Origin of the sequence: Neptuniibacter marinus (genome assembly GCF_001597725.1) — a bacterium.
GTDB lineage: Bacteria > Pseudomonadota > Gammaproteobacteria > Pseudomonadales > Balneatricaceae > Neptuniibacter > Neptuniibacter marinus.
Map to the genome: position 1 here is coordinate 21137 of NZ_LUTR01000021.1, position 20207 is coordinate 41343.

22 protein-coding genes and 1 tRNA gene are annotated in these 20207 nt (G+C 42.9%); 21 read left to right on the plus strand and 2 right to left on the minus strand.

Going from position 1 to position 20207, the window contains the following annotated elements; genetic code table 11:
• Window positions 1–57: 57 nt before the first annotated feature.
• Window positions 58–1191, minus strand: coding sequence for a GNAT family N-acetyltransferase (locus tag A3774_RS12930; RefSeq protein ID WP_067868246.1), 1134 nt, complete (start codon window positions 1189–1191; stop codon window positions 58–60).
• 142 nt (window positions 1192–1333) lie between these two features.
• On the opposite strand from A3774_RS12930, the gene A3774_RS12935 reads away from it, so the two are divergent.
• The 19 genes from A3774_RS12935 (at window position 1334) to nadA (ending at window position 17195) form a co-directional block, all read left to right on the plus strand.
• A complete protein-coding gene (locus A3774_RS12935; RefSeq protein ID WP_067868249.1) occupies window positions 1334–1777 on the plus strand; it encodes an HIT domain-containing protein in 444 nt (147 codons plus the stop codon).
• A gap of 332 nt (window positions 1778–2109) precedes the next feature.
• Complete coding sequence (locus A3774_RS12940; RefSeq protein ID WP_067868251.1) at window positions 2110–2337, plus strand: FmdB family zinc ribbon protein; 228 nt, start codon at window positions 2110–2112, stop codon at window positions 2335–2337.
• Between the two features lie 87 nt (window positions 2338–2424).
• Window positions 2425–4188 (plus strand): aspartate--tRNA ligase, encoded by a 1764-nt coding sequence (gene aspS, locus A3774_RS12945; RefSeq protein WP_067868254.1) that lies wholly within the window; start codon window positions 2425–2427, stop codon window positions 4186–4188.
• A 125-nt stretch (window positions 4189–4313) separates the two neighbouring features.
• On the plus strand, window positions 4314–5054 hold the full coding sequence (locus A3774_RS12950) for a YebC/PmpR family DNA-binding transcriptional regulator (protein WP_067868257.1): 741 nt from the start codon (window positions 4314–4316) through the stop codon (window positions 5052–5054).
• A gap of 179 nt (window positions 5055–5233) precedes the next feature.
• Window positions 5234–5752 (plus strand): crossover junction endodeoxyribonuclease RuvC, encoded by a 519-nt coding sequence (ruvC, locus tag A3774_RS12955; protein WP_067868352.1) that lies wholly within the window; start codon window positions 5234–5236, stop codon window positions 5750–5752.
• Window positions 5753–5797: 45 nt separating this feature from the next.
• On the plus strand, window positions 5798–6457 hold the full coding sequence (locus A3774_RS12960; protein WP_067868260.1) for a trimeric intracellular cation channel family protein: 660 nt from the start codon (window positions 5798–5800) through the stop codon (window positions 6455–6457).
• Window positions 6454–7086: a Holliday junction branch migration protein RuvA gene (gene ruvA, locus A3774_RS12965; protein WP_067868263.1), complete on the plus strand. Its 633-nt coding sequence runs from the start codon at window positions 6454–6456 to the stop codon at window positions 7084–7086. The genes A3774_RS12960 and ruvA overlap by 4 nt, the downstream gene beginning before the upstream one ends.
• Window positions 7087–7097: 11 nt before the next feature.
• Window positions 7098–8108, plus strand: coding sequence for a Holliday junction branch migration DNA helicase RuvB (gene ruvB, locus A3774_RS12970; RefSeq protein ID WP_067868266.1), 1011 nt, complete (start codon window positions 7098–7100; stop codon window positions 8106–8108).
• A gap of 179 nt (window positions 8109–8287) precedes the next feature.
• On the plus strand, window positions 8288–8668 hold the full coding sequence (locus A3774_RS12975; protein ID WP_067868269.1) for a TraR/DksA family transcriptional regulator: 381 nt from the start codon (window positions 8288–8290) through the stop codon (window positions 8666–8668).
• 205 nt (window positions 8669–8873) lie between these two features.
• The gene (tolQ, locus tag A3774_RS12980; RefSeq protein ID WP_231867985.1) at window positions 8874–9554 is read left to right on the plus strand and encodes a protein TolQ; all 681 of its coding nucleotides are present in this window, start codon (window positions 8874–8876) and stop codon (window positions 9552–9554) included.
• 21 nt (window positions 9555–9575) lie between these two features.
• Window positions 9576–9992 carry a protein TolR gene (gene tolR, locus A3774_RS12985; protein WP_067868274.1) on the plus strand — a complete coding sequence of 139 codons (417 nt, stop codon included), beginning with the start codon at window positions 9576–9578 and terminating at the stop codon, window positions 9990–9992.
• A gap of 9 nt (window positions 9993–10001) precedes the next feature.
• On the plus strand, window positions 10002–10892 hold the full coding sequence (gene tolA / locus A3774_RS12990) for a cell envelope integrity protein TolA (protein ID WP_067868278.1): 891 nt from the start codon (window positions 10002–10004) through the stop codon (window positions 10890–10892).
• 29 nt (window positions 10893–10921) lie between these two features.
• Window positions 10922–12220: a Tol-Pal system beta propeller repeat protein TolB gene (gene tolB / locus A3774_RS12995; RefSeq protein ID WP_231867987.1), complete on the plus strand. Its 1299-nt coding sequence runs from the start codon at window positions 10922–10924 to the stop codon at window positions 12218–12220.
• A 97-nt stretch (window positions 12221–12317) separates the two neighbouring features.
• Window positions 12318–12833: a peptidoglycan-associated lipoprotein Pal gene (gene pal, locus A3774_RS13000; RefSeq protein WP_067868284.1), complete on the plus strand. Its 516-nt coding sequence runs from the start codon at window positions 12318–12320 to the stop codon at window positions 12831–12833.
• Window positions 12834–12836: 3 nt separating this feature from the next.
• On the plus strand, window positions 12837–13616 hold the full coding sequence (gene ybgF / locus A3774_RS13005; protein ID WP_067868287.1) for a tol-pal system protein YbgF: 780 nt from the start codon (window positions 12837–12839) through the stop codon (window positions 13614–13616).
• 14 nt (window positions 13617–13630) lie between these two features.
• Window positions 13631–14314, plus strand: coding sequence for a 7-cyano-7-deazaguanine synthase QueC (queC, locus tag A3774_RS13010; protein ID WP_067868291.1), 684 nt, complete (start codon window positions 13631–13633; stop codon window positions 14312–14314).
• 51 nt (window positions 14315–14365) lie between these two features.
• A tRNA-Lys gene (locus A3774_RS13015) sits at window positions 14366–14441 on the plus strand.
• A 529-nt stretch (window positions 14442–14970) separates the two neighbouring features.
• The gene (locus tag A3774_RS13020; RefSeq protein ID WP_067868295.1) at window positions 14971–15750 is read left to right on the plus strand and encodes a nuclease-related domain-containing protein; all 780 of its coding nucleotides are present in this window, start codon (window positions 14971–14973) and stop codon (window positions 15748–15750) included.
• 389 nt (window positions 15751–16139) lie between these two features.
• Complete coding sequence (gene nadA, locus A3774_RS13025) at window positions 16140–17195, plus strand: quinolinate synthase NadA (protein ID WP_067868299.1); 1056 nt, start codon at window positions 16140–16142, stop codon at window positions 17193–17195.
• Between the two features lie 47 nt (window positions 17196–17242).
• On the opposite strand, the gene A3774_RS13030 is transcribed toward nadA, so the two are convergent.
• A complete protein-coding gene (locus A3774_RS13030; RefSeq protein ID WP_075107974.1) occupies window positions 17243–18679 on the minus strand; it encodes a M48 family metalloprotease in 1437 nt (478 codons plus the stop codon).
• A gap of 180 nt (window positions 18680–18859) precedes the next feature.
• Between A3774_RS13030 and A3774_RS13035 the strand changes: the two genes are divergently transcribed.
• Both A3774_RS13035 and A3774_RS13040 read left to right on the plus strand, forming a co-directional pair.
• On the plus strand, window positions 18860–19096 hold the full coding sequence (locus A3774_RS13035; protein ID WP_067868305.1) for a sulfurtransferase TusA family protein: 237 nt from the start codon (window positions 18860–18862) through the stop codon (window positions 19094–19096).
• A 12-nt stretch (window positions 19097–19108) separates the two neighbouring features.
• Window positions 19109–20185 carry an AI-2E family transporter gene (locus A3774_RS13040; protein ID WP_067868308.1) on the plus strand — a complete coding sequence of 359 codons (1077 nt, stop codon included), beginning with the start codon at window positions 19109–19111 and terminating at the stop codon, window positions 20183–20185.
• The last annotated feature ends 22 nt before the right edge of the window (window positions 20186–20207 follow it).

Below are 20207 nucleotides of genomic sequence, written 5' to 3' on the forward strand. Positions count from 1 at the left end.
TACTGTTTTCCGATAGTGGCATATCTACATAAACAATGGAAATTGTTGGCTATTTAATTACTCATTGGCTTTGAAGGGAAGAAATTTACTGAGTTCTATCATCTGTTCATCCACCATAGCCGTTTCTTCCGCGATAAAGTTCTTAATCGCTTGGTTAAATCCTACCTCTTTTACGTAGTGACTAGACCAGGTAGCTATAGGTTGAAAACCCCGTTGAATTTTATGCTCGCCTTGGGCTCCTGAATCAAAGCGTTTTAGATTGTTTTGGATGCAGTAATCGATGCCTTGGTAGTAGCAGGTTTCAAAGTGTAGGCTGTCGTATTCGTCAAAGCAGCCCCAGTAGCGACCATACAAAGTGTCAGAATCTTTAAATGATAAGGCTGAAGCAACGGGGCGTTCCCCTTGCATGGCTATAACAAGGAGAAGGTTATCGGGCATTGTTTCTTGTAACTTAAAGAAAAAATCTTTGTTTAGATAAGCTTCACGTCCGCGCTTTAAGTAGGTCATACGGTAAAAATCATAAAACTGCTCGATCTGCTGGTGGCTTATCTCATGGCCACTGAGCTGTATATGGCTGATCCCTTGCTCGATCACTTTCTGCCGTTCTTTTTTTACATTCTTTCTTTTTCTTGAGGTGAAATAGCTTAAAAAGTGTTCAAAGCTTTTATAATCTTGATTAAACCATTGATACTGACAGCCTTTGCGCAACATTAATTTGGGCTGCGCTAAATGGTTCTTTTCATATTCGGTTGGAAAAAGGAGATGGAACGAGTTAGCGCCTAATTTCTCGCAGAGTACAGGTATTTGGGCGCGAATAGTGGCTAGCAAAGGAGCGGGATCTTGTTGTGTTAATAGCCTCGGGCCCATAACGGGGGAGAAGGGGATGGCACAGACCAACTTAGGATAGTATTTGAGCCCATGTTGCTGGTAAGCATCGGCCCACGCCCAGTCAAACACGTATTCACCGTAAGAGTGGTTTTTTAGATAGAGCGGCATAATAGCGATAGTTATACCGTTATCTTGTAGTTGTAGGTGTATCGGCTGCCAGCCTGATTGAGCGGAGGCGCTGCCTGATTCTTCCAATGCGTGAAGAAACTCATAGCGGAGAAAAGGGTTATCAGTGGGAGAGAGCTGATTCCATAGGTTTTTATCTATATCGCTGATCTTATGGCTGAATTTTATTTCCAGCATATTGTTGGTACCCGCTTTCTTTTATAGTTGCTAAGCTTTAATTTGAGGATAATGATTGTTAGTGACCTTTTAAACTAATTTATAGGTCTATCTTTCTTTGATTGTATGGGGCGTCATCCCCATTGCATATAGGGGCATAAAAATGGATGAGCTAGAACTTGAATTTGAACTTCATCCCCAACTTGCAGCTGATTGTATTGTATTGGGGGACTTTCCTGTTAGTCGTTTATTATTGTTGAATGATGCGAACTATCCTTGGTTTATTTTAGTTCCGCGCCGTGCAGGAGTCACCGAAACTTATCACCTGTCAGATGAAGATCAATGTATTTTGATGAAAGAATCCTCTTTTTTAGCGTCTAATCTTGCTGATGCGTTTGCCGCTAAAAAAATGAACATTGCCGCTTTGGGTAATGTGGTTCCTCAGCTTCATATTCATCATATTGTGCGTTACGAATCTGATAAAGCTTGGCCTGCGCCGGTCTGGGGTAAGTTTCCTGTGCAACCTTACACGGCTGAACAGCTAGATGACGTGCGCTCTAAGCTTGAAGTCTTATTGGCAGGTGAGCTCACATTTGAGCTTCATTAAACCTGTAGACGTTTGCTTAGTGGATAAAATATTAAGCATTTAAAGGAGCTGGCGTCTACGGGTTAAGGCTCTGCCTTTTAATGTAAGGTAAGTGTTTAAGTATTCGCTTAGATATAAGCTCTGATCATAATAAGGCGGACCTTCTACTGTGAAGCCAATAATCTAAAAACCTATAAAACTACTTAGGTTTAGTTACTTTCATTCTGTTAAATTCACTTCAAATAGCTCTTTCTGCGATCAATGCGGGTAGGGGCCTGTCACCATCAAATAATTCAGGTATAATCCGCCGTTTTTAATAGGTTTATCCTTAGCAGTTTGAGGACTTATTTCGAATGCCAATCTTTGATTTTAAGTGTGATAGCTGTGGTCACGAATTTGAGAAGTTAGTTCTTAAAAGTGATGCACCAGCGCCAGTTTGTGTTTCATGCGCAAGCAGTGATGTAGTTAAAAAAGTATCAGCACCGGGCTTTCGTTTATCAGGCTCTGGTTGGTATGAAACAGATTTTAAAACCGGTAAGAAGAAAAATCTTGCAGGTACACCGGACAGCTCCGCTAGCTAAGGTTAGCGAAGAGTACTGGATAGGTTATTAATTCATAGACGATTGGGTGTAGACCCGATCTATTTAAGTTAACAGGAACAGTAAATTATGCGCAGTCATTATTGCGGCGATCTTAGAAAAGAGCATATCGGTGAAGACATTACACTGGCAGGTTGGGTGCACCGTCGCCGTGACCATGGTGGCGTTATCTTCCTAGACGTGCGTGACCGTGAAGGTATTACGCAGGTTGTATTCGACCCCGATCGTGAAGAGAGTTTTACTCTTGCTGATAGCTGTCGTAATGAGTTTGTTATCGAAATTAAAGGGACTGTGCGTGCGCGTCCTGAAGGTACAACTAATGCTGATATGCCGACAGGTGAGATCGAAGTATTAGGTAAAGAACTGGTTCTATTGAACAAGTCTGAAACACCTCCCTTCCAGTTGGATGAACATCAACAGGTGGGTGAGGATGTTCGTTTGCGTCATCGTTACATCGATCTACGCCGTCCAGAGATGCAGGAAAAACTGCGTTTCCGTTCTAAAGTATCTAACTCGATCCGTAACTTTTTAGATGATAACGGCTTCCTAGATATTGAAACGCCTATTCTTAACCGTGCAACGCCTGAAGGTGCGCGAGACTTCTTGGTGCCAAGCCGTATCCATGAGGGATCGTTCTTTGCATTGCCGCAGTCACCACAGCTGTTTAAACAGTTGCTGATGGTCTCTGGTTTTGATCGTTACTATCAAATTGCTAAATGTTTCCGTGATGAAGACCTGCGTGCAGACCGTCAGCCTGAATTTACCCAGATTGATATTGAAACATCCTTTATGGATGAAGAATCAATCATGGGCCTAACTGAAAAAATGGTTCGTAAACTATTCCTTGAGCTTAAGGGTATTGACCTGGGCGATTTCCCACGCATGCCTTATTCTGAAGCGATGCAGCGTTTTGGTTCTGATAAGCCAGATCTCCGTTTTCCAATGGAATTGGTTGATGTTGCGGATTTAATGGCCGAGATTGAGTTCAAAGTCTTTGCCGGCCCAGCTAAAGATCCTAAAGGCCGTGTTGCAGCACTTAAAGTACCAGGCGGCGCTAAGCTGACACGTAAAAATATCGATGATTACACTAAGTTTGTTAGCATTTATGGTGCTAAGGGCTTGGCGTGGATCAAAGTGAATGAAATTGAAAACGGCGCGAATGGCCTTCAGTCACCTATCATCAAGTTCTTAGGTGATGATGTAACGATGGCGATTATGGAACGCTTAGGCGCAGAAAATGGCGATATTGTTTTCTTCGGTGCTGATCAAGAAAAAGTGGTTTCTGAAGCACTAGGCGCTTTACGTATTAAAGTAGGTGAAGATCTTGAAATGTCTCAGCGCGAGTGGGCGCCACTTTGGGTTGTTGATTTCCCAATGTTTGAAGAGACAAGTGATGGCGGTTTAACTGCGCTTCATCATCCATTTACGGCACCAAGCTGCTCACCAGAAGAGCTTAAAGCTGATCCGCTAGCGGCCCTGTCACGTGCGTATGACATGGTGCTTAATGGTTGTGAGCTGGGTGGCGGTTCTATCCGTATCCATGATCAAGAGATGCAAGCCAAAGTACTTGAAATCCTAGGTATTTCTGACGAAGAAGCTGAGGATAAATTTGGCTTCCTACTAACGGCCCTAAAGTTTGGTGCGCCTCCGCATGGTGGTTTAGCATTTGGTTTAGACCGTTTGATTATGCTGATGACTGGTTCGGAGTCTATCCGTGAAGTTATCGCTTTCCCTAAAACGCAGAGTGCATCTTGCCCGATGACCAACGCGCCAGGTGAAGTGAGCGCTGTTCAGCTTCGTGAATTAAATATTAAATTACGTAAAACGCCTTAGTTTTCGTTTTATAGTAATAGGGCGCTTAAAGAGGCCTTTTAGTCTTAATAATAAACTGCCTTCGGGCAGTTTATTTGTATTTATAGACCATTATTTTAAAACATACGGTAGATAGGGAGAGGGTGATGGCTGGTCATTCTAAATTTGCAAATATTAAACACCGTAAGGCGGCGCAAGACGCTAAGCGTGGTAAGGTTTTTACTAAGCTGATTCGTGAACTTGTGGTTGCTGCAAAAGAGGGCGGCGGTAATCCTGATGACAACCCTCGTTTACGTGCGGCGGTTGATAAAAGCCTTGGCGCTAATATGAAGCGCGATACCATCGATAAAGCGATTCTACGTGGAGCAGGGGGCGCAGAAGGCGATAATTACGATGAGTTAACCTATGAAGGTTATGGTGCCAATGGTGTGGCAATTCTTGTTGAGTGTATGACAGATAATGTTAATCGTACGGTTGCTGGAGTACGCGCTGCTTTTAATAAGTTTGGTGGAAACTTAGGTACAAGTGGTTCGGTTGCTTACCTATTTGATAAGAAAGGTCAGATCACCTTTGGGGACGATCTGGATGAAGAGATTGTTATGGAAGCCGCACTTGAGGCTGGTGCTGAAGATGTGGTTACTAATGATGATAACTCTATAGATGTGTTCACCGATTGGCATGAGTTCATGGATGTAAAGCAAGGTTTGGAAGATGCAGGCTTGCAGCCGGTTCATGCGGAAATTGCGATGATTCCATCAACAACGGTTGAGTTGGATGTAGATGCGGGGCGAAAAATACTAAAGCTGATCGATGCGCTAGAGGATTTTGATGATTCTCAGAACGTTTATCACAATGCCATTATCCCTGAAGAATCGATGGACGAATAATTTGCTTTCCTCTTTCTAATGGCCGGGATTATACTCTCGGCTTTTTTTATTCCTCAATATTAGTGGGTTCAGGGTTTTTAAAATGGGCTAGCTCCTGTATTCTTTGCTGTATAAATAAACAGTATTTTTTTTGGGTTGGTGATTTTGAACCGCAATTTGAATCAGAATGTATTAAACAGATGCTTATATTAGGAATAGATCCAGGGTCGCGCATCACAGGTTACGGTGTGATTAATAGTGTTGGCAATAAAAATGAATATGTTGCTAGCGGCTGTATACGCATCAAAGGTGATGAGCTGCCAGAGCGACTACAGCAGGTTTTTACAGGGGTTTCTGAGGTCATAGAGCGTTATTGTCCTCAAGAGATGGCCATTGAACAGGTGTTTATGGCACGTAATGCTGACTCCGCTTTAAAACTAGGTCAGGCGCGTGGCGTGGCTATTGTGGCAGGCACTAATGCAGACCTTCCTGTTTATGAATACGCAGCGCGTAAAGTTAAGCAATCTGTTGTGGGCAAAGGTTCAGCTGACAAGGCACAGATCCAGCATATGGTGACTCAAATTCTTAAGTTGCCAGGCGCGCCTCAAGCGGATGCCGCTGATGCTTTGGCCATTGCGCTTTGTCATTCTCATACACGTAGCAGTTTGATTAAGACATCGGGCAGTATGTCGTCGCGAAATGCGAGTTGGCGCCGTTAATTTTCTAGTTGCTTAGGCAGCATTGTTACTTATAAGAGTTTAATCATGAGTTACGAATATTTTATCTATATTGCCGACCTTCTGGGTGTTGCGGTTTTCGCCACTGCGGGAGCTTTAGCAGCCCAAGGGAAGCGTTTAGATATTTTAGGGGTGGTAGTGTTAGCTATTGTGACCTCAATTGGTGGCGGAACTATTCGTGATATCACATTGGATATTCACCCGGTTGTTTGGATTGCTGATACGACTTACCTTTGGGTAGCGATTATTTCTGCGGTTGTTGCTTTTGTGGTGTGTCGCTATATGCAATACCCAAGAAGGTTATTGTTAATACTTGATGCGATGGGGTTAGCGCTCTTTACAGTTCTTGGTGCTGAAAAAGCCTTAGCATTAGAATTTTCACCGATTATCGCTGTTATGATGGGGGTAATAACGGGTTGTGCCGGAGGTATGATTCGTGACATTCTCACAGGTCAAATTCCGTTAATACTTCAGCGTGACGGCGAGCTTTATGCGACTTGTTCTATTGTCGGTGCGATATTCTATATTGCGTTTTATGAGGTGGTAGAAGAGCAGTTATTGGTACTTATAGCCATGTCGATAGTATTTGTTGTTCGCATGGCTACCATTTTTGCGAACTTGAAATTGCCAGAATTTATTGTCGCAGGGCATAAGTTAGAAGATATGAAAAAGGGACAGGATCAGTGATAGGTCGATTAAAAGGTGAGTTAATAGAGAAGCGCCCTCCACAATTGGTTATTGATGTGAATGGAGTGGGTTACGAGGTTGAAGCCTCAATGAACACTTTCTATCGCTTACCCGAATGTGGTTCGCAGCTGATTTTGTTTACTCACTTTGTGACCCGTGAAGATGCGCAGTTACTTTATGGTTTTTATGAACGGGAGGAGCGCACACTGTTTCGAACGCTGATTAAAGCCAATGGCGTAGGGCCCAAACTTGCAATCACAATTTTATCGGGTATTTCTACCGCCGAATTTGTACGTTGTGTTAATGATGGTGATACCGCATCGTTAGTAAAATTACCCGGTGTAGGCAAAAAAACTGCAGAACGTTTGATTGTTGAGATGAAAGATAAAATTCAGGCATTGGGCCTTGAAAGCTCAAGCGAATTTCAGCTGTCAGCTGCGGATGGCCCAGATATGGCCGCTTTTGAACCTGTTGCTGATTCTCGATCTGAGGCTGAAAGCGCCTTGGTCGCTTTAGGTTATAAGCCTGTTCAAGCGACTAAATCGGTAGCGCAGGCGGTAAAAGTGTTAGGTGCTACAAGTAGTAGTGAAGCGCTTATTCGTTACGCTCTACGAGCAATGGTTGGGTAGGAGTATTGTAAGTGATAGAAGCTGACCGATTTATTTCGCCGTTAAGTAATCCTGTAGAAGAGGCGACAGATCGCGCTATTCGCCCTAAAACCCTTGAAGATTATGTGGGGCAGCCTGTTGTACGTGAGCAGATGGAAATTTTTATTCAGGCTGCGAAGATGCGTAAGGAAGCTTTAGATCACACGCTTATTTTTGGTCCTCCAGGCTTAGGTAAAACTACACTGGCTAATATTATTGCTAATGAGATGGGGTCGGAGATTAAAACTACTTCTGGTCCAGTGCTTGAAAAGGCAGGGGATTTGGCAGCAATCTTAACCAATTTAGAACCTAATGATGTTCTGTTTATTGATGAGATTCATCGCCTTAGCCCTAATGTGGAGGAGGTGCTTTATCCTGCGATGGAAGATTATCAGCTTGATATTATGATTGGTGAAGGCCCTGCAGCTCGTTCTATTAAATTAGAACTTCCACCTTTTACCTTAGTGGGAGCAACAACACGAGCCGGTTTGCTCACATCTCCACTGCGCGATCGCTTTGGTATTGTTCAGCGCTTAGAGTTTTATAATGTCGAAGATCTAACCAACATCGTTTCCCGTTCGGCTAATCTTTCTGGTACTTATATTGATGAGCAGGGCGCCTCGGAAGTAGCAAAAAGGTCTAGAGGGACACCACGTATAGCAAATCGCCTGTTACGTCGTGCGCGGGATTACGCTGAGGTTAAAGGTGACGGTAGAATCAATAATGATCTGGCAGATCGGGCCCTAAATATGCTGAATGTCGATCATCATGGTTTTGATCATCTGGATCGACGTATGTTGATGACAATGATTGATAAATTCGCTGGTGGCCCTGTAGGCGTTGAGAATTTAGCAGCGGCTATTAGTGAAGAACGAGATACGATTGAGGATGTTTTGGAGCCTTATCTTATCCAACAAGGATTTATTATGCGAACTCCTAGAGGGCGGGTCGTTACTGATTACGCTTATAAGCATTTTGGGATTGATCGACCAGACGAAAGTTAATAATTGCTGTATTGGTTAATGATTGATGCTGGCTTTCTTAAATAAATCAAATCCGATTCAGATCAATAAACCCTATTTTAAGTATGTTTTTGTGTTGAAACTGATCTCCGTCAAGCCCGTTTTATAGGTCCTGAGTCTAATATACCGATTACTATAATAAAGTAAGTGCAGGTATTGTTATGACGGTTAATCTTACGTTATCAGAGGTGGCGGCCTTTAAAAAGGAACTTCTCTACCTATTAGAGCAGTTACAAACTGAAGTGACAGAGGAAATGGGGCCGCAGATGAGCACTGGAGTGCAAACGCTAGAGGTTCATGATTCCGGGGAAGATGCGGATGCTACCGCAGACTTTATGTTGAAAGTTGAATCCCTGTCTAGGCATAACGAAGAGATAGCAGAATGCTTATCTGCGTTAAGTCGGATCAATGCAGGGGAGTTCGGTTTATGTACCGATTGCGGTGAGGAGATTGAATTGAGTCGTTTAAAGGCTTGTCCAACTGCCGCTCGATGTATTCGTTGTCAGTCTTTATATGAGCAAGGTTTGCAAAAAAGCGCATAATTTTTTCTACAAAACCCTTCATCACTTTTCTTGTATTAAACCAGCCTTTCTAGGCTGGTTTTTTTCTTGTATTAATTCTTCTGACTGTTATTGTTGATCCTAAATTTCTCTGCTGGGAAATAGATTGAACTTATCTGCTTTTGAGTAATCAGAAAGCAGGTTTGGGGTCTCTTTAACTGCTTAAATAGATAAGAAGGATAGTACTGTGGTCGAAAAAATGTCGATCTGGAGTTTGGTTGCAAATGCGAGTTTAGTTGTGCAACTGGTTATGCTAATGCTTTTGTTAGCTTCAGTGCTTTCTTGGATAATGATCTTTCAGCGTCAATCAGTGCTTTCCAAAGCACGTAAAAGCCTCAGGAAGTTTGAAGAACGGTTTTGGTCTGGTGTGGATTTAGGTCAGCTTTTCCGTGAGGTAAATCAGCAGCCTAATTCTGATTGTGGTGCTGAAAATATTTTCCGTGCAGGTATTAAAGAGTACACCCGCTTAACACAGCAGCAGGGGTATGATCCAGATTCTGTAATGGACGGCGTTGAGCGAAGCATGCGTGTTGCTTTAGCCCGTGAAGAAGATAAATTAGAACGTCATCTACCTTTCCTTGCGACCGTGGGATCCACAAGCCCTTATGTTGGACTATTTGGTACTGTGTGGGGGATTATGAACTCCTTTCGTGGTTTAGCTAATGTTCATCAAGCAACGTTAGCATCGGTTGCTCCAGGTATATCAGAAGCGCTGATCGCGACTGCGATAGGTCTTTTTGCTGCTATCCCCGCTGTAATTGCATATAACCGTTATTCGGCGCAAGTTGAATACTTGCTAGGTAATTATGAAACCTTTGCGGATGAATTCTCATCTATCTTGCATCGTCGTATGCATGCATCACACTAATTTTTCAGGGAGTGTGGTCAGATGATTAGAAGGCATAAGAAAAAGCGTAAATTAAACGCAGACATTAATGTTGTGCCCTATATAGACGTAATGATGGTGTTGTTAGTTATCTTTATGATTACTGCGCCAATGCTCACGCAAGGGGTTAATGTTGAGTTACCTAAAGCAGCAGCAGAACCTGTAGATGATAAGGATAATGAACCCGTTATTGTGACGGTAAATGCTGATGGTGAATACTTTATCGATATTGGTGGTGACCCAGAAGAGGCGGTTACCGCAGAGGTAGTCCAAGATCGAATCAGTAAGATTTTGGCGACCAATCCAGATAAAATGCTATTAGTTCGTGGTGATCGCAGTGTTGATTACAATACGGTTGTGCAACTGATGGTTTTACTACAACAAGCTGGCGCTCCTAGCGTTGGCTTGGTGACAGAGTAGGTTCAAATTTTGCGTTTAAGTAGTTACCTGCTTCCCACTTTTTTTGCTGTTTTACTGCATGGGGTTGTGGTTGCCCTGTTGGCACAGAGTTGGTTTGATCATGAAGATTCGGCGCGTAAAGTGCCACGGCATGTTCAAGCTACGATCGTGGATATGAAAACAAAGAACGCGCTAAATAAAGCCGCGGCAGAGGCTAAAGCGAAACAGAAAGCCGACCTACAGCGTAAGGCGGATGCTGATAAAAAACGTAAAGCAGATGAGAAGAAAAAACAGTTAGCGAAAGAGAAAGCGGCTAAAAAGAAAGCAGCCGATAAAAAACGCCAACAAGAGTTAGCTAAGAAAAAAGCAGCCGATGCTAAAAAACAGGCAGAACAGAAGAAAGCGAAAGAGGCTAAGTTAAAGAAAGCAGCCGCAGAAAAAGCGAAGAAAGCTAAAGAAGCCGCAGCAAAAAAAGCTAAAGCTGATGCGGCTAAGAAAAAGGCAGATGCAGAACGCAAAGCAGAAGAAGCACGTAAAGCTGCAGAAGAGCAGGCTAGAAATGAAGCCTTGATTCGGGCTTTAGAAGAGGAAGAGGCTGCGATTGCGGCAGAAGAACAACGCGCAGCCGCCATGAGCTATGAAGCTTATATTGTTGATCAGGTGACGCGTAATTGGCGACGTTCTCCAACAGCAAGAAATGGAATGGTGGTTGAGGTGACTGTTCATCTATTACCCTCAGGCCGTGTTAATGATCGTTATGTGACTAAATCAAGTGGTGATTCTCGGTTTGATAATGATGCACTGAGAGCGATTGATCGTGTTACTGTATTTGAAAAGCTACAGGAGTTAGATCCTGTTGTGTTTGACCGTTATTTTAGGAAGCGTGTTCTTCGGTTTAGACCTGAAGATTTACGGGATTAAGTTTTAAAGGGGAGTTAAGCGTGAAGAAAGTGTTTCATCTATTAATTGTGAGTTGTGCGTTACTGCTTTCCTCTGTTGCTAGTGCTGAGAGTGATTTAGCGATTGAGATCACCCAAGGCATTGATGAGCCAACCCCTGTTGCGGTTGTACCTTTTGCTTGGGGTGGGGCGTCAGCATTAAAAGAAGATATTGCTAAGATTGTTTCAGCTGATTTAGGTCGAACCGGCCTGTTTAAAATTATGGATCCTAAAAATATGTTGAGTTTCCCAACTCAGCAAACTCAGATCTATTATAGGGATTGGCGAATTAGCAAAACTGAGTTTTTGGTCATTGGCCGTCAAATACCTGCTGAAGGTAATCAAATAAAAGTTGAATTTGAGCTTTATGATGTCCTTAAAGAACAGCGTTTGTTATCCGAACGAGTATCTGGCACACAAGATAATTTACGTGATATAGCACACTATATATCGGATATGATCTATCAGAAGTTGACGGGGATTCGCGGTGCGTTTTCCACACGAATTGTTTATGTTACCGCTCAACAATATGGTGAAGGTAAAGTGAGTTACCGTCTTAAAATGGCGGACTCTGATGGTGCGCGTCCGATGACTATCCGTCAGCAGAGTGAGCCTTTAATGTCACCGGCTTGGGCACGAGATGGCTCGAAACTCGCCTATGTGTCTTTTGAAAGTGGCCGACCAGCTATCTATATCCAATACTTGGCAACAGGTAAACGTGAAAAAGTTCAATCATTTAGAGGTCTTAATGGTGCGCCGGCATGGTCACCAGATGGTAATAAATTAGCGATAGTCTTATCTAAAGATGGTAATCCAGAAGTCTATGTATTGGATCTAAGGTCCCGTAGTTTAGCCCGAATTACTCATCATTATGGGATTGATACGGAGCCTTCATGGTCTCCTGATGGTCAATCTATTATTTTTACCTCCGACCGAGGTGGTCAGCCACAGATCTATCGGATCTATCTGCCGACCCGTCAGTTGGAACGAGTGACTTATGAAGGCAATTATAATTCACGTGGACGTTTGACCTATGATGGTCGCTTCCTCGCGATGGTACACAGAGGTGATGACAATGTGTTTCGAATTGCTGTTCAAGATTTGAAAACAGGCCGTTTAGATACGCTAACTGATACGTATCTTGATGAGTCGCCCACCATAGCGCCAAACGGTAGTATTATTCTTTATGCTACTCAAAAAGGAGTGAAAGGTGTGCTTGGTGGCGTGACCCTAGACGGTAACGTGCGCTTTATATTGCCGGCAACGAGTGGTGATGTTAGGGAACCCGCATGGAGTCCCTACTTGCAATAATTTCTTATAGACATTAACTTATGTCCTGATTTGGACATGGCGGCATCAATAACATTAAAAATGCTGGGTAAACCAGTAAATTTTTCAGGAGTGATCAATGCGAGCTTCCAACGTAACTAAAGCAGTTGCACTAGCCCTATCCGTTGCATGGGTAGCAGGTTGTAGTACATCTGGCACAACAGAAAGCACAGGTTCTACAGCAGGAACTGATACGGGTTCTACTCAAGGCGTAAGCCAGAACACAGGTGTTAGCGGTTCCTCTATGGACGATGTTGCAAACCTTCAAACTGTATTTTACTTTGACTTTGACCAGTCTGTTGTAAAAGCAAACGGTTTTGCTGATTTAGAAAAGCACGCGGCTTACTTAGCAGCTAACCCATCAGCACAAGTAATACTTGAAGGTCATGCTGATGAGCGTGGTACTCGTGAGTACAACATGGCTCTAGGTGAACGTCGTGCTAAAGCAGTTTCTCGCTTCCTACAAGTTAATGGTGTATCTGGTTCTCAGGTTGAATCTATTAGCTTCGGTGAAGAGAAACCAGCCGTTTTGGGTCACAGCGATTCTAGCTGGAGCCAGAACCGTCGTGTGGAATTGAAGTACGTATCTCGTTAATTTATGACTTCAAAATACACAGTTTATACATCAACACTGGCGCTGTTTCTCAGCGCTAGTGCTGTTGCTGAAGAAGTTCCGGTGATTGAGTTAGGCGTCGATAGTGGCCAAAGCTCATCTCAAACGGCGACTTATACTCCCCAAACATCAAGCGGTAGTGAGCTTGTACTTATTGTCCAGCAATTGCAGGATGAGGTGCGATCATTAAGAGGGCAGTTAGAGCAGCAGGATTACCGTCTAAAACAGATGGAACGTCAGCAATTGGACCGTTATCGCGATCTTGATCGACGTATATCATCTATACCTACAACCTCAGCTCCAAGTACGCCCGTTTCTACTGATCTGAATAATGCTGAGGCAACTTCAACAGTTACGCAATCCCAGCCTGAACTTGTGCAGTCTGATGCAGCACCTAGTGATGCTAAAGCCTATCGCGAAGCCTTTGGGTTAGTGCGAGAGCGGAACTTTCCTAAAGCGGCTGAAGCATTCACAGCTTTTATTAAAGATTATCCGCAAAGTGAACGCTTAGCTAATGCCTATTATTGGCTTGGTGAAGTGAATTTGGCTGAACAGAAACCTGAGTTGGCGCGTGAATCTTTTATGCAGGTTGTCACACGATTTGCTGATCACCGTAAAGCACCGGACGCTGCTTATAAACTTGGTATTGTCTATGACCAGCTAGGTGATAGTGCAAAATCGACTGAATATTTAGATCTTGTTATTACTAAGTATCCGGACTCTTCCGCTGTTCGTTTGGCTGAAGAATTTAAACGCCTTCAATAAATCTGGAAATATACATGAATACGCCTGCTTCCCCTAAAGCAGTGGTACTGCTTTCTGGCGGCTTGGACTCAGCAACAGCGCTAGCCATCGCTTCTGACCGTGGTTATGACTGCTATGTACTGAGCTTTGATTATGGACAGCGTTCGCTGACAGAGCTTAATGCAGCTAAAGAGATAGCTAAACAGCTAAAAGCGGTTGAGCATCAAGTGATTCGCCTCCACCTTGAAGATTTTGGCGGGTCTGCGCTGACTGATCATAGTATTGATGTTCCTGAAGAGGAAACGGATGAGATTCCAGTGACATACGTGCCAGCACGTAATACGGTATTTCTGTCCTTAGCTTTAGGTTGGGCTGAAGTGTTAGAAGCGGATGCTATTTTTATCGGTGTCAATGCGGTGGATTACTCCGGCTATCCTGATTGTCGACCAGAGTATATTGCTGCTTTTGAAACTGTGGCTAATCTTGCCACTAAGCGTGGTGTAAGCGGTGATCCTATTCGTATAGAGACACCGTTGATCGATCTAACTAAAGAGCAAATTATCCAAGCGGGTACAGCGCTGAATGTTGATTACGGATTGACGATCTCTTGTTATCAAGCGGATGATCAAGGTCGTGCCTGTGGTGTTTGTGACAGCTGTCGGTTACGTACAAAAGGTTTTGTGGACGCAGGAATTAAAGACCCAACACGCTACCAGTAAAAAAAGCCTTGCTTTCCCGCTTTTGGTGCGTAGAATACGCCTCCTCCAAGTGGGTCGTTAGCTCAGCTGGTAGAGCAGTTGGCTTTTAACCAATTGGTCACAGGTTCGAATCCTGTACGACCCACCACTTAAAGAATCCAGCCTTGTGCTGGTTTTTTTATGCCTGTAATTTATTTGTTGGAGCTCAGCCCCTGAGCGAGGTTTTGCTTTTTATGTGGAGCGAACCACCTCACTTAAAGATTAAAAAGGTTCGATTCGCATGACGAAGTCATAAGAAAACATCGGAGCTTGCGACGATGGCCCGAAGGGGAATAGTAATCCTGTACGACTCACCACTTAAAGAACCCAGCCTTGTGCTGGTTTTTTTATGCCTAAAATATTTGCGGGTTATCCTTGCTGCTTTAGGCGTCATACTTTGTGATCGACGTGCCTTATTAGGACGTTGATAAACTCATGCCTCGAAAAGCATAGCTGCCTTAAACTATCATTTGGCCTCTTGCGGAGAGTGATTGTTGTAAGCGAAGTACAATGAACGCTTGTATTGCATTTTTTATTAGGTTAGAAGCTTATATAAATCATATAGATGACTGTTTTTTTATAATTAGGAATGTATCCTTCCATCTAGAGGGTACAGATTACAAAGGGATGACTAATAAATGGACTTCACGCTTTTCATGAATCAAATCTTCAGTATGTTCTGGTATTTCCTGCCATTGGTTGTGTTAATCGGTGTTTTAAAATCGCCATGGTTTAAGGGAGTGTTTGGTGAGTTTCAGGTTAATGTGCTGTTAAAGACTTCTTTACCAAAAGATAGATACCACCTGCTTAAAAATATTATGTTACCTACCGAAGATGGGACCACACAGATAGATCATATCCTTGTTTCAAAATACGGTGTTTTTATTCTTGAAACAAAGAATATGAAAGGATGGATCTTTGGCTCACCTAACCAAAAGCAATGGACTCAGAAAATATTTAAGCATTCAAATAAATTTCAAAACCCAATACATCAAAACTATAAGCATCTAAAAACCCTTGAGTCTTGCTTAAATATCCCCGCTGATTCTCTTTTTTCAGTTATTGTTTTTATTGGTAGCAGTACTTTCAAAACCGAGATGCCTGGCAATGTAACTTATGCCAGTGGCTGTATTAGGTATATCAAATCAAAAAATACTGAAAGACTTAGCCAAAATCAGGTGCAAGAGGTGATTTCAATTATTCAGGCGGGTAGGCTCCAGCCGAGTATCAAAACGAACCGAGAGCATGTGGCACACGTTAAGCAGGTTATAGCGTCGAAGAATAGCGAACAGGTTTGTCCTCGATGTAGTTCAAAAATGGTGATGCGTGAATCGAAAAAAGGAGCTAATGTGGGTCTTAAATTTTGGGGTTGTTCAACTTTTCCCAAATGTAAGGGCGTGGTAAAAATCACTCCATAATTGGCTGTATTAAGTAAATTTATTAAATCGTTAAGTGAAATATCACTATGAAATGGGAAACGGAAGTAAAGAATTTTTTGTAGGAGCTCACCCCGTGAGCGAAGGGTTTAGGTTTAGTGTCAAAAGATGCTGGTTTCGATAGCGTTATCCTTGTGCTTTACAGGTGGCTAGAGGTAAGAACCTCGACAAAACATTAAAACGCACAGCTGATAAGCAGGCCACCTCACGTTTAGCGGTTATTAAATCTCCGCTTTATAGTCGTTAGGTTTTTAATCTCTGTGATATAATTTATTTTTTTCTGCTGAGCGCTAGTCTTCAGTGGTTTCGCTGCTGGTTATTGGTGAGATAGGCAGCGTTTTATTCCCTTGATATATGAGTACAAACATCACATGTTGAGCAAACAAGACATTTCAGACCGCATTCTTGTGCAAGAGCACTTTGCCAAAGAGCATCTGCCTCTAGATATGAGTGAGGCGCAGGTGGATGATTATAAACAGCGTATTAAAGCGTTATTGAAAGAGAAAGATGCGTGTTTAGTTGCTCATTATTATACGGATGCGGTGCTTCAACAATTAGCGGATGAGACCGGTGGTTGTGTCTCTGATTCGTTAGAGATGGCACGTTTTGGTAATGCGCACTCAGCTAGTACGTTGGTGGTTGCGGGTGTTAAGTTTATGGGCGAAACTGCGAAAATATTGACGCCAAATAAACGTGTCATTATGCCAACGATTGAGGCGACCTGTTCTTTAGATATTGGTTGTCCAATCGATGAGTTTTCCGCTTTCTGTGATGCCCATCCTGACCATGAGGTAGTTGTATATGCGAATACCTCTGCGGCGGTTAAAGCGCGTGCTGATTGGGTGGTAACTTCAAGTATTGCACTCGATGTGGTTGAGCATCTGGCAGATCAAGGCAAAAAAATAATTTGGGCTCCTGATAAGCATTTGGGCTCTTATGTACAGCGCCAAACGGGTATCGAGATGTTGATGTGGGATGGTGCCTGCATTGTGCATGATGAGTTTAAGGCGAAAGGTATTCTTGATATTAAGAAGGTCTATCCTGATGCGGCGGTCTTAGTTCATCCTGAGTCACCGGATTCGGTAGTCGATATTGCTGATGCGGTAGGGTCGACGACTCAATTAATTAATGCAGCGAAAAATATGCCGAATAAGCAGTTTATTGTTGCGACGGATAATGCGATTTTCTACAAGATGAGGCAGGCTGCGCCGGGCAAGGAGTTTATTGAGGCGCCTACGGGTGGAGCAGGGGCTACCTGTCGAAGCTGCGCACACTGTCCGTGGATGGCGATGAACGGCTTAGAAAGTGTATTACATGCGCTTGAGTCTGGGCAGGATGAGATACATGTAGATCCTGCTTTAATTACGGATGCGCGTGAGCCTTTGCAGCGTATGCTAGATTTTTCAGCGGCACTGAATAATCGTTAATTGAATTTTGAACATAAAAAATCCCGCATCAGCGGGATTTTTTATGGTTAGAAATCAAATTCGAGTGATTCTCGGATTTTTTTTGCATCTTCTTTTCGCTGTTCTAAGCGGGCTTTCTCATTGGGGGTTAGACTTGGCTCTTTAAGCGCATAGTCCACTTGTTTAAGTGCTCTATCTATATTGGCAGTGAGTAGAAAGTACTCTATACGTGCTTCATGCACGCCAAGAATATTACCTTCTAAACCATAAGATTCCGCTAGTAGGTACCAAGCACGGCTATCGTTGGGGTTATTTTCTACTAACCCTTTATATAGCTCTGTTGCTTTATGTGGCTTATTTAAATAGACAAGGTTGTCTGCGTAGACATAACTAATAGCGTGGTTGCCGGGGTAAATGTTGTGCAGTTTAGATAGAATCTTATCCGCTTGTATGAAATTCTCTTGGGCAATGAAATATTCAGCATCGAGCAGTTGGCTGCTTAGTTTTGATTTAAATACGGATGAAAATTGCGCCATCTGCTGTTTAGCAATATCGAATTTTTTATCCTTTAAGGCTGCGTAGGCAACGGCATATCTGTGCGAATCGCTGCCATGAAGGGCGAGCTGATCTTGATATTTTGCCAGTAGTTTCTTTATATCTTGTGCGTAGTTAACTTGAATACGTATTTTGGCAATATCAAATGAAATTGAATTCTCTTTTGTTGCCTTACCTTTGAAGTTGGCCGCTCTATTTTGAGCATCCGCAATCCTTGATTGAGTAACCGGGTGGGTGAGTAGGAATTCAGGCACTGTACGGCTAAAACGAGCAGCTTGTTGTAGCTGGGTAAACATGTTCGCCATTTGGGATGGTGCATAACCTGCAGCGATTAAGGTTTGTAGGCCTATATAATCGGCTTCGCGCTCGTTTTGGCGACTGAAAGAAAGTTTAGATGATGTCGATGCCGCCATTGAGGTTTGCATGGCCGCTACGCCAGCTTCAGTGTTGGCCGCGGCAAGTAGAATACTGCCTAGGATTGAGGCGATAAAAAAGGGTTGATTACGGCGCTGTTCTTCAAGCTGTGAGGCAAAGTGGCGTTGGCTTAGATGGGCAAGTTCATGGGCAAGGACTGAGGCTAACTGTGCTTCATTTTGGGCAGTTAATAGTAGGCCGGTTTGAACACCAATGATGCCACCAGGAACAGCAAAAGCGTTAATGGTCGGATTGTCTAGAACAATCACTTCTAAACGGCGATCAGTCAATTGGCTATGAGTCACTAAACTCCATGTTAGCTCTTCGACATATTGGCTAACTAGAGCATCATCATAAATACGGGTACTGCCACGCAGTACGCGTGCCCAAGCTCTACCTAATTGGTATTCCTGCTGTTGTGAAATGATACTGTATCCGCTGCTTCCTATATCAGGTAGTTGCGGCTCTGCCGATACAGAACAAGGTAGCCATGAAATCATTAGAGAAAGCAGAAAAATTAAATATCTGTTACGCATATATCTATCCGAAAAAGCCCGTGCTAATGCAAACAATAATGGTATATAGTGCTGAACTAAATCCTTTTCGACAATAGTAAACCGTTCAAGGAGCGTCATTACCTATGTAAGGCGATATTTTACTAGCGAAAAGGGCGTATATCTTCGTTGCTTTTAAAACTTTACACTTAAGACATGTTCATGACTGATTATGATATCTATTTGACCCTTGATACATCGGGGTTAAACTGCCCTTTACCTTTATTAAAGGCTAAGCAAGCGTTAAATAAAATGCAGCCTGACACTATTTTAAAAGTAATTGCTACGGATGCAGGCTCAATCCGTGATTTTAAAGCATTTACAGATCAGTCTGACCATGATTTGGTTGATTCGTTCACTGATGTGGAACCGTACGTTTACATTATTCGAAGAGGTTAAAAAAGAAGGTCAATGCGGAAAATATTTAGTAAATGGGTCGAACGCTATTTTTCTGATGAAGAAGCTATACTGCTCTTCATTTTATTGGCTGCTGCGTTACTAGTTATTTTAACGTTAGGACAGGCGCTGGCACCTGTTTTTTCAAGTATTATTTTGGCGTTTTTGATGCAGGGTGGAGTCAATAGACTTAAGCAGCTTAAAATTCCCCATCTGCTGTCTGTTATTTTAGTTTTTTTAGCCTTTATTGGTTGTGTTGCTGCATTGTTATTTATAGTGATGCCATTAGGTTGGCAGCAGTCTGTTAATCTATTTAATGAATTACCGAGGATTATGACCCAGATACAATCGGTGCTTCTATTACTACCTGAACGTTATCCTGAGTATATATCTGAAACTCGAGTGTTAGAGTTGATCAATCTTGCTAAGTCTGAACTCTCTCAGATGGGGCAGTGGGTGGTGACCTTCTCGTTAAACTCACTAACGTCCATTATGGCGCTTTTGATCTATCTGGTTTTAGTGCCTATATTGGTCTTTTTCTTTTTAAAAGATGGCGCTTCGCTTTCGCGGTGGTGGGTTTCTTTTCTGCCAGAAAAACGGGATATGATGAGAGCGGTTTGGACTGAAATGGATGATCAGATCGCAAACTATATTAGGGGTAAAGCGATAGAAATAGTTGTGGTTGGTGTTGTTACTTATGTGACGTTTATTTTGTTAGGCATTAATTACGCGGCATTATTGGGCATATTAGTCGGCTTGTCAGTTTTGATTCCTTATATAGGGGCTGCCTTGGTTACGATTCCTGTAGGGCTTATCGCTTTCTTCCAATGGGGGTGGAGCGGTGATTTTATGTATCTAATGATAGCTTACGGTATTATTCAAGCGCTAGATGGTAACGTGTTAGTGCCCTTGTTGTTTTCTGAAGCGGTTAACCTTCACCCTGTTGCGATCATTGTGGCGGTGCTTGTTTTTGGTGGGCTATGGGGGTTTTGGGGGCTATTTTTTGCTATACCTTTAGCAACACTTTTCAAAGCCATTATTAATGCTTGGCCTAAGACGAAGATGCTGGCCTCAGAGGAAAGCAGCACTTAGTGCTGCTTTCTGTACAGATAGA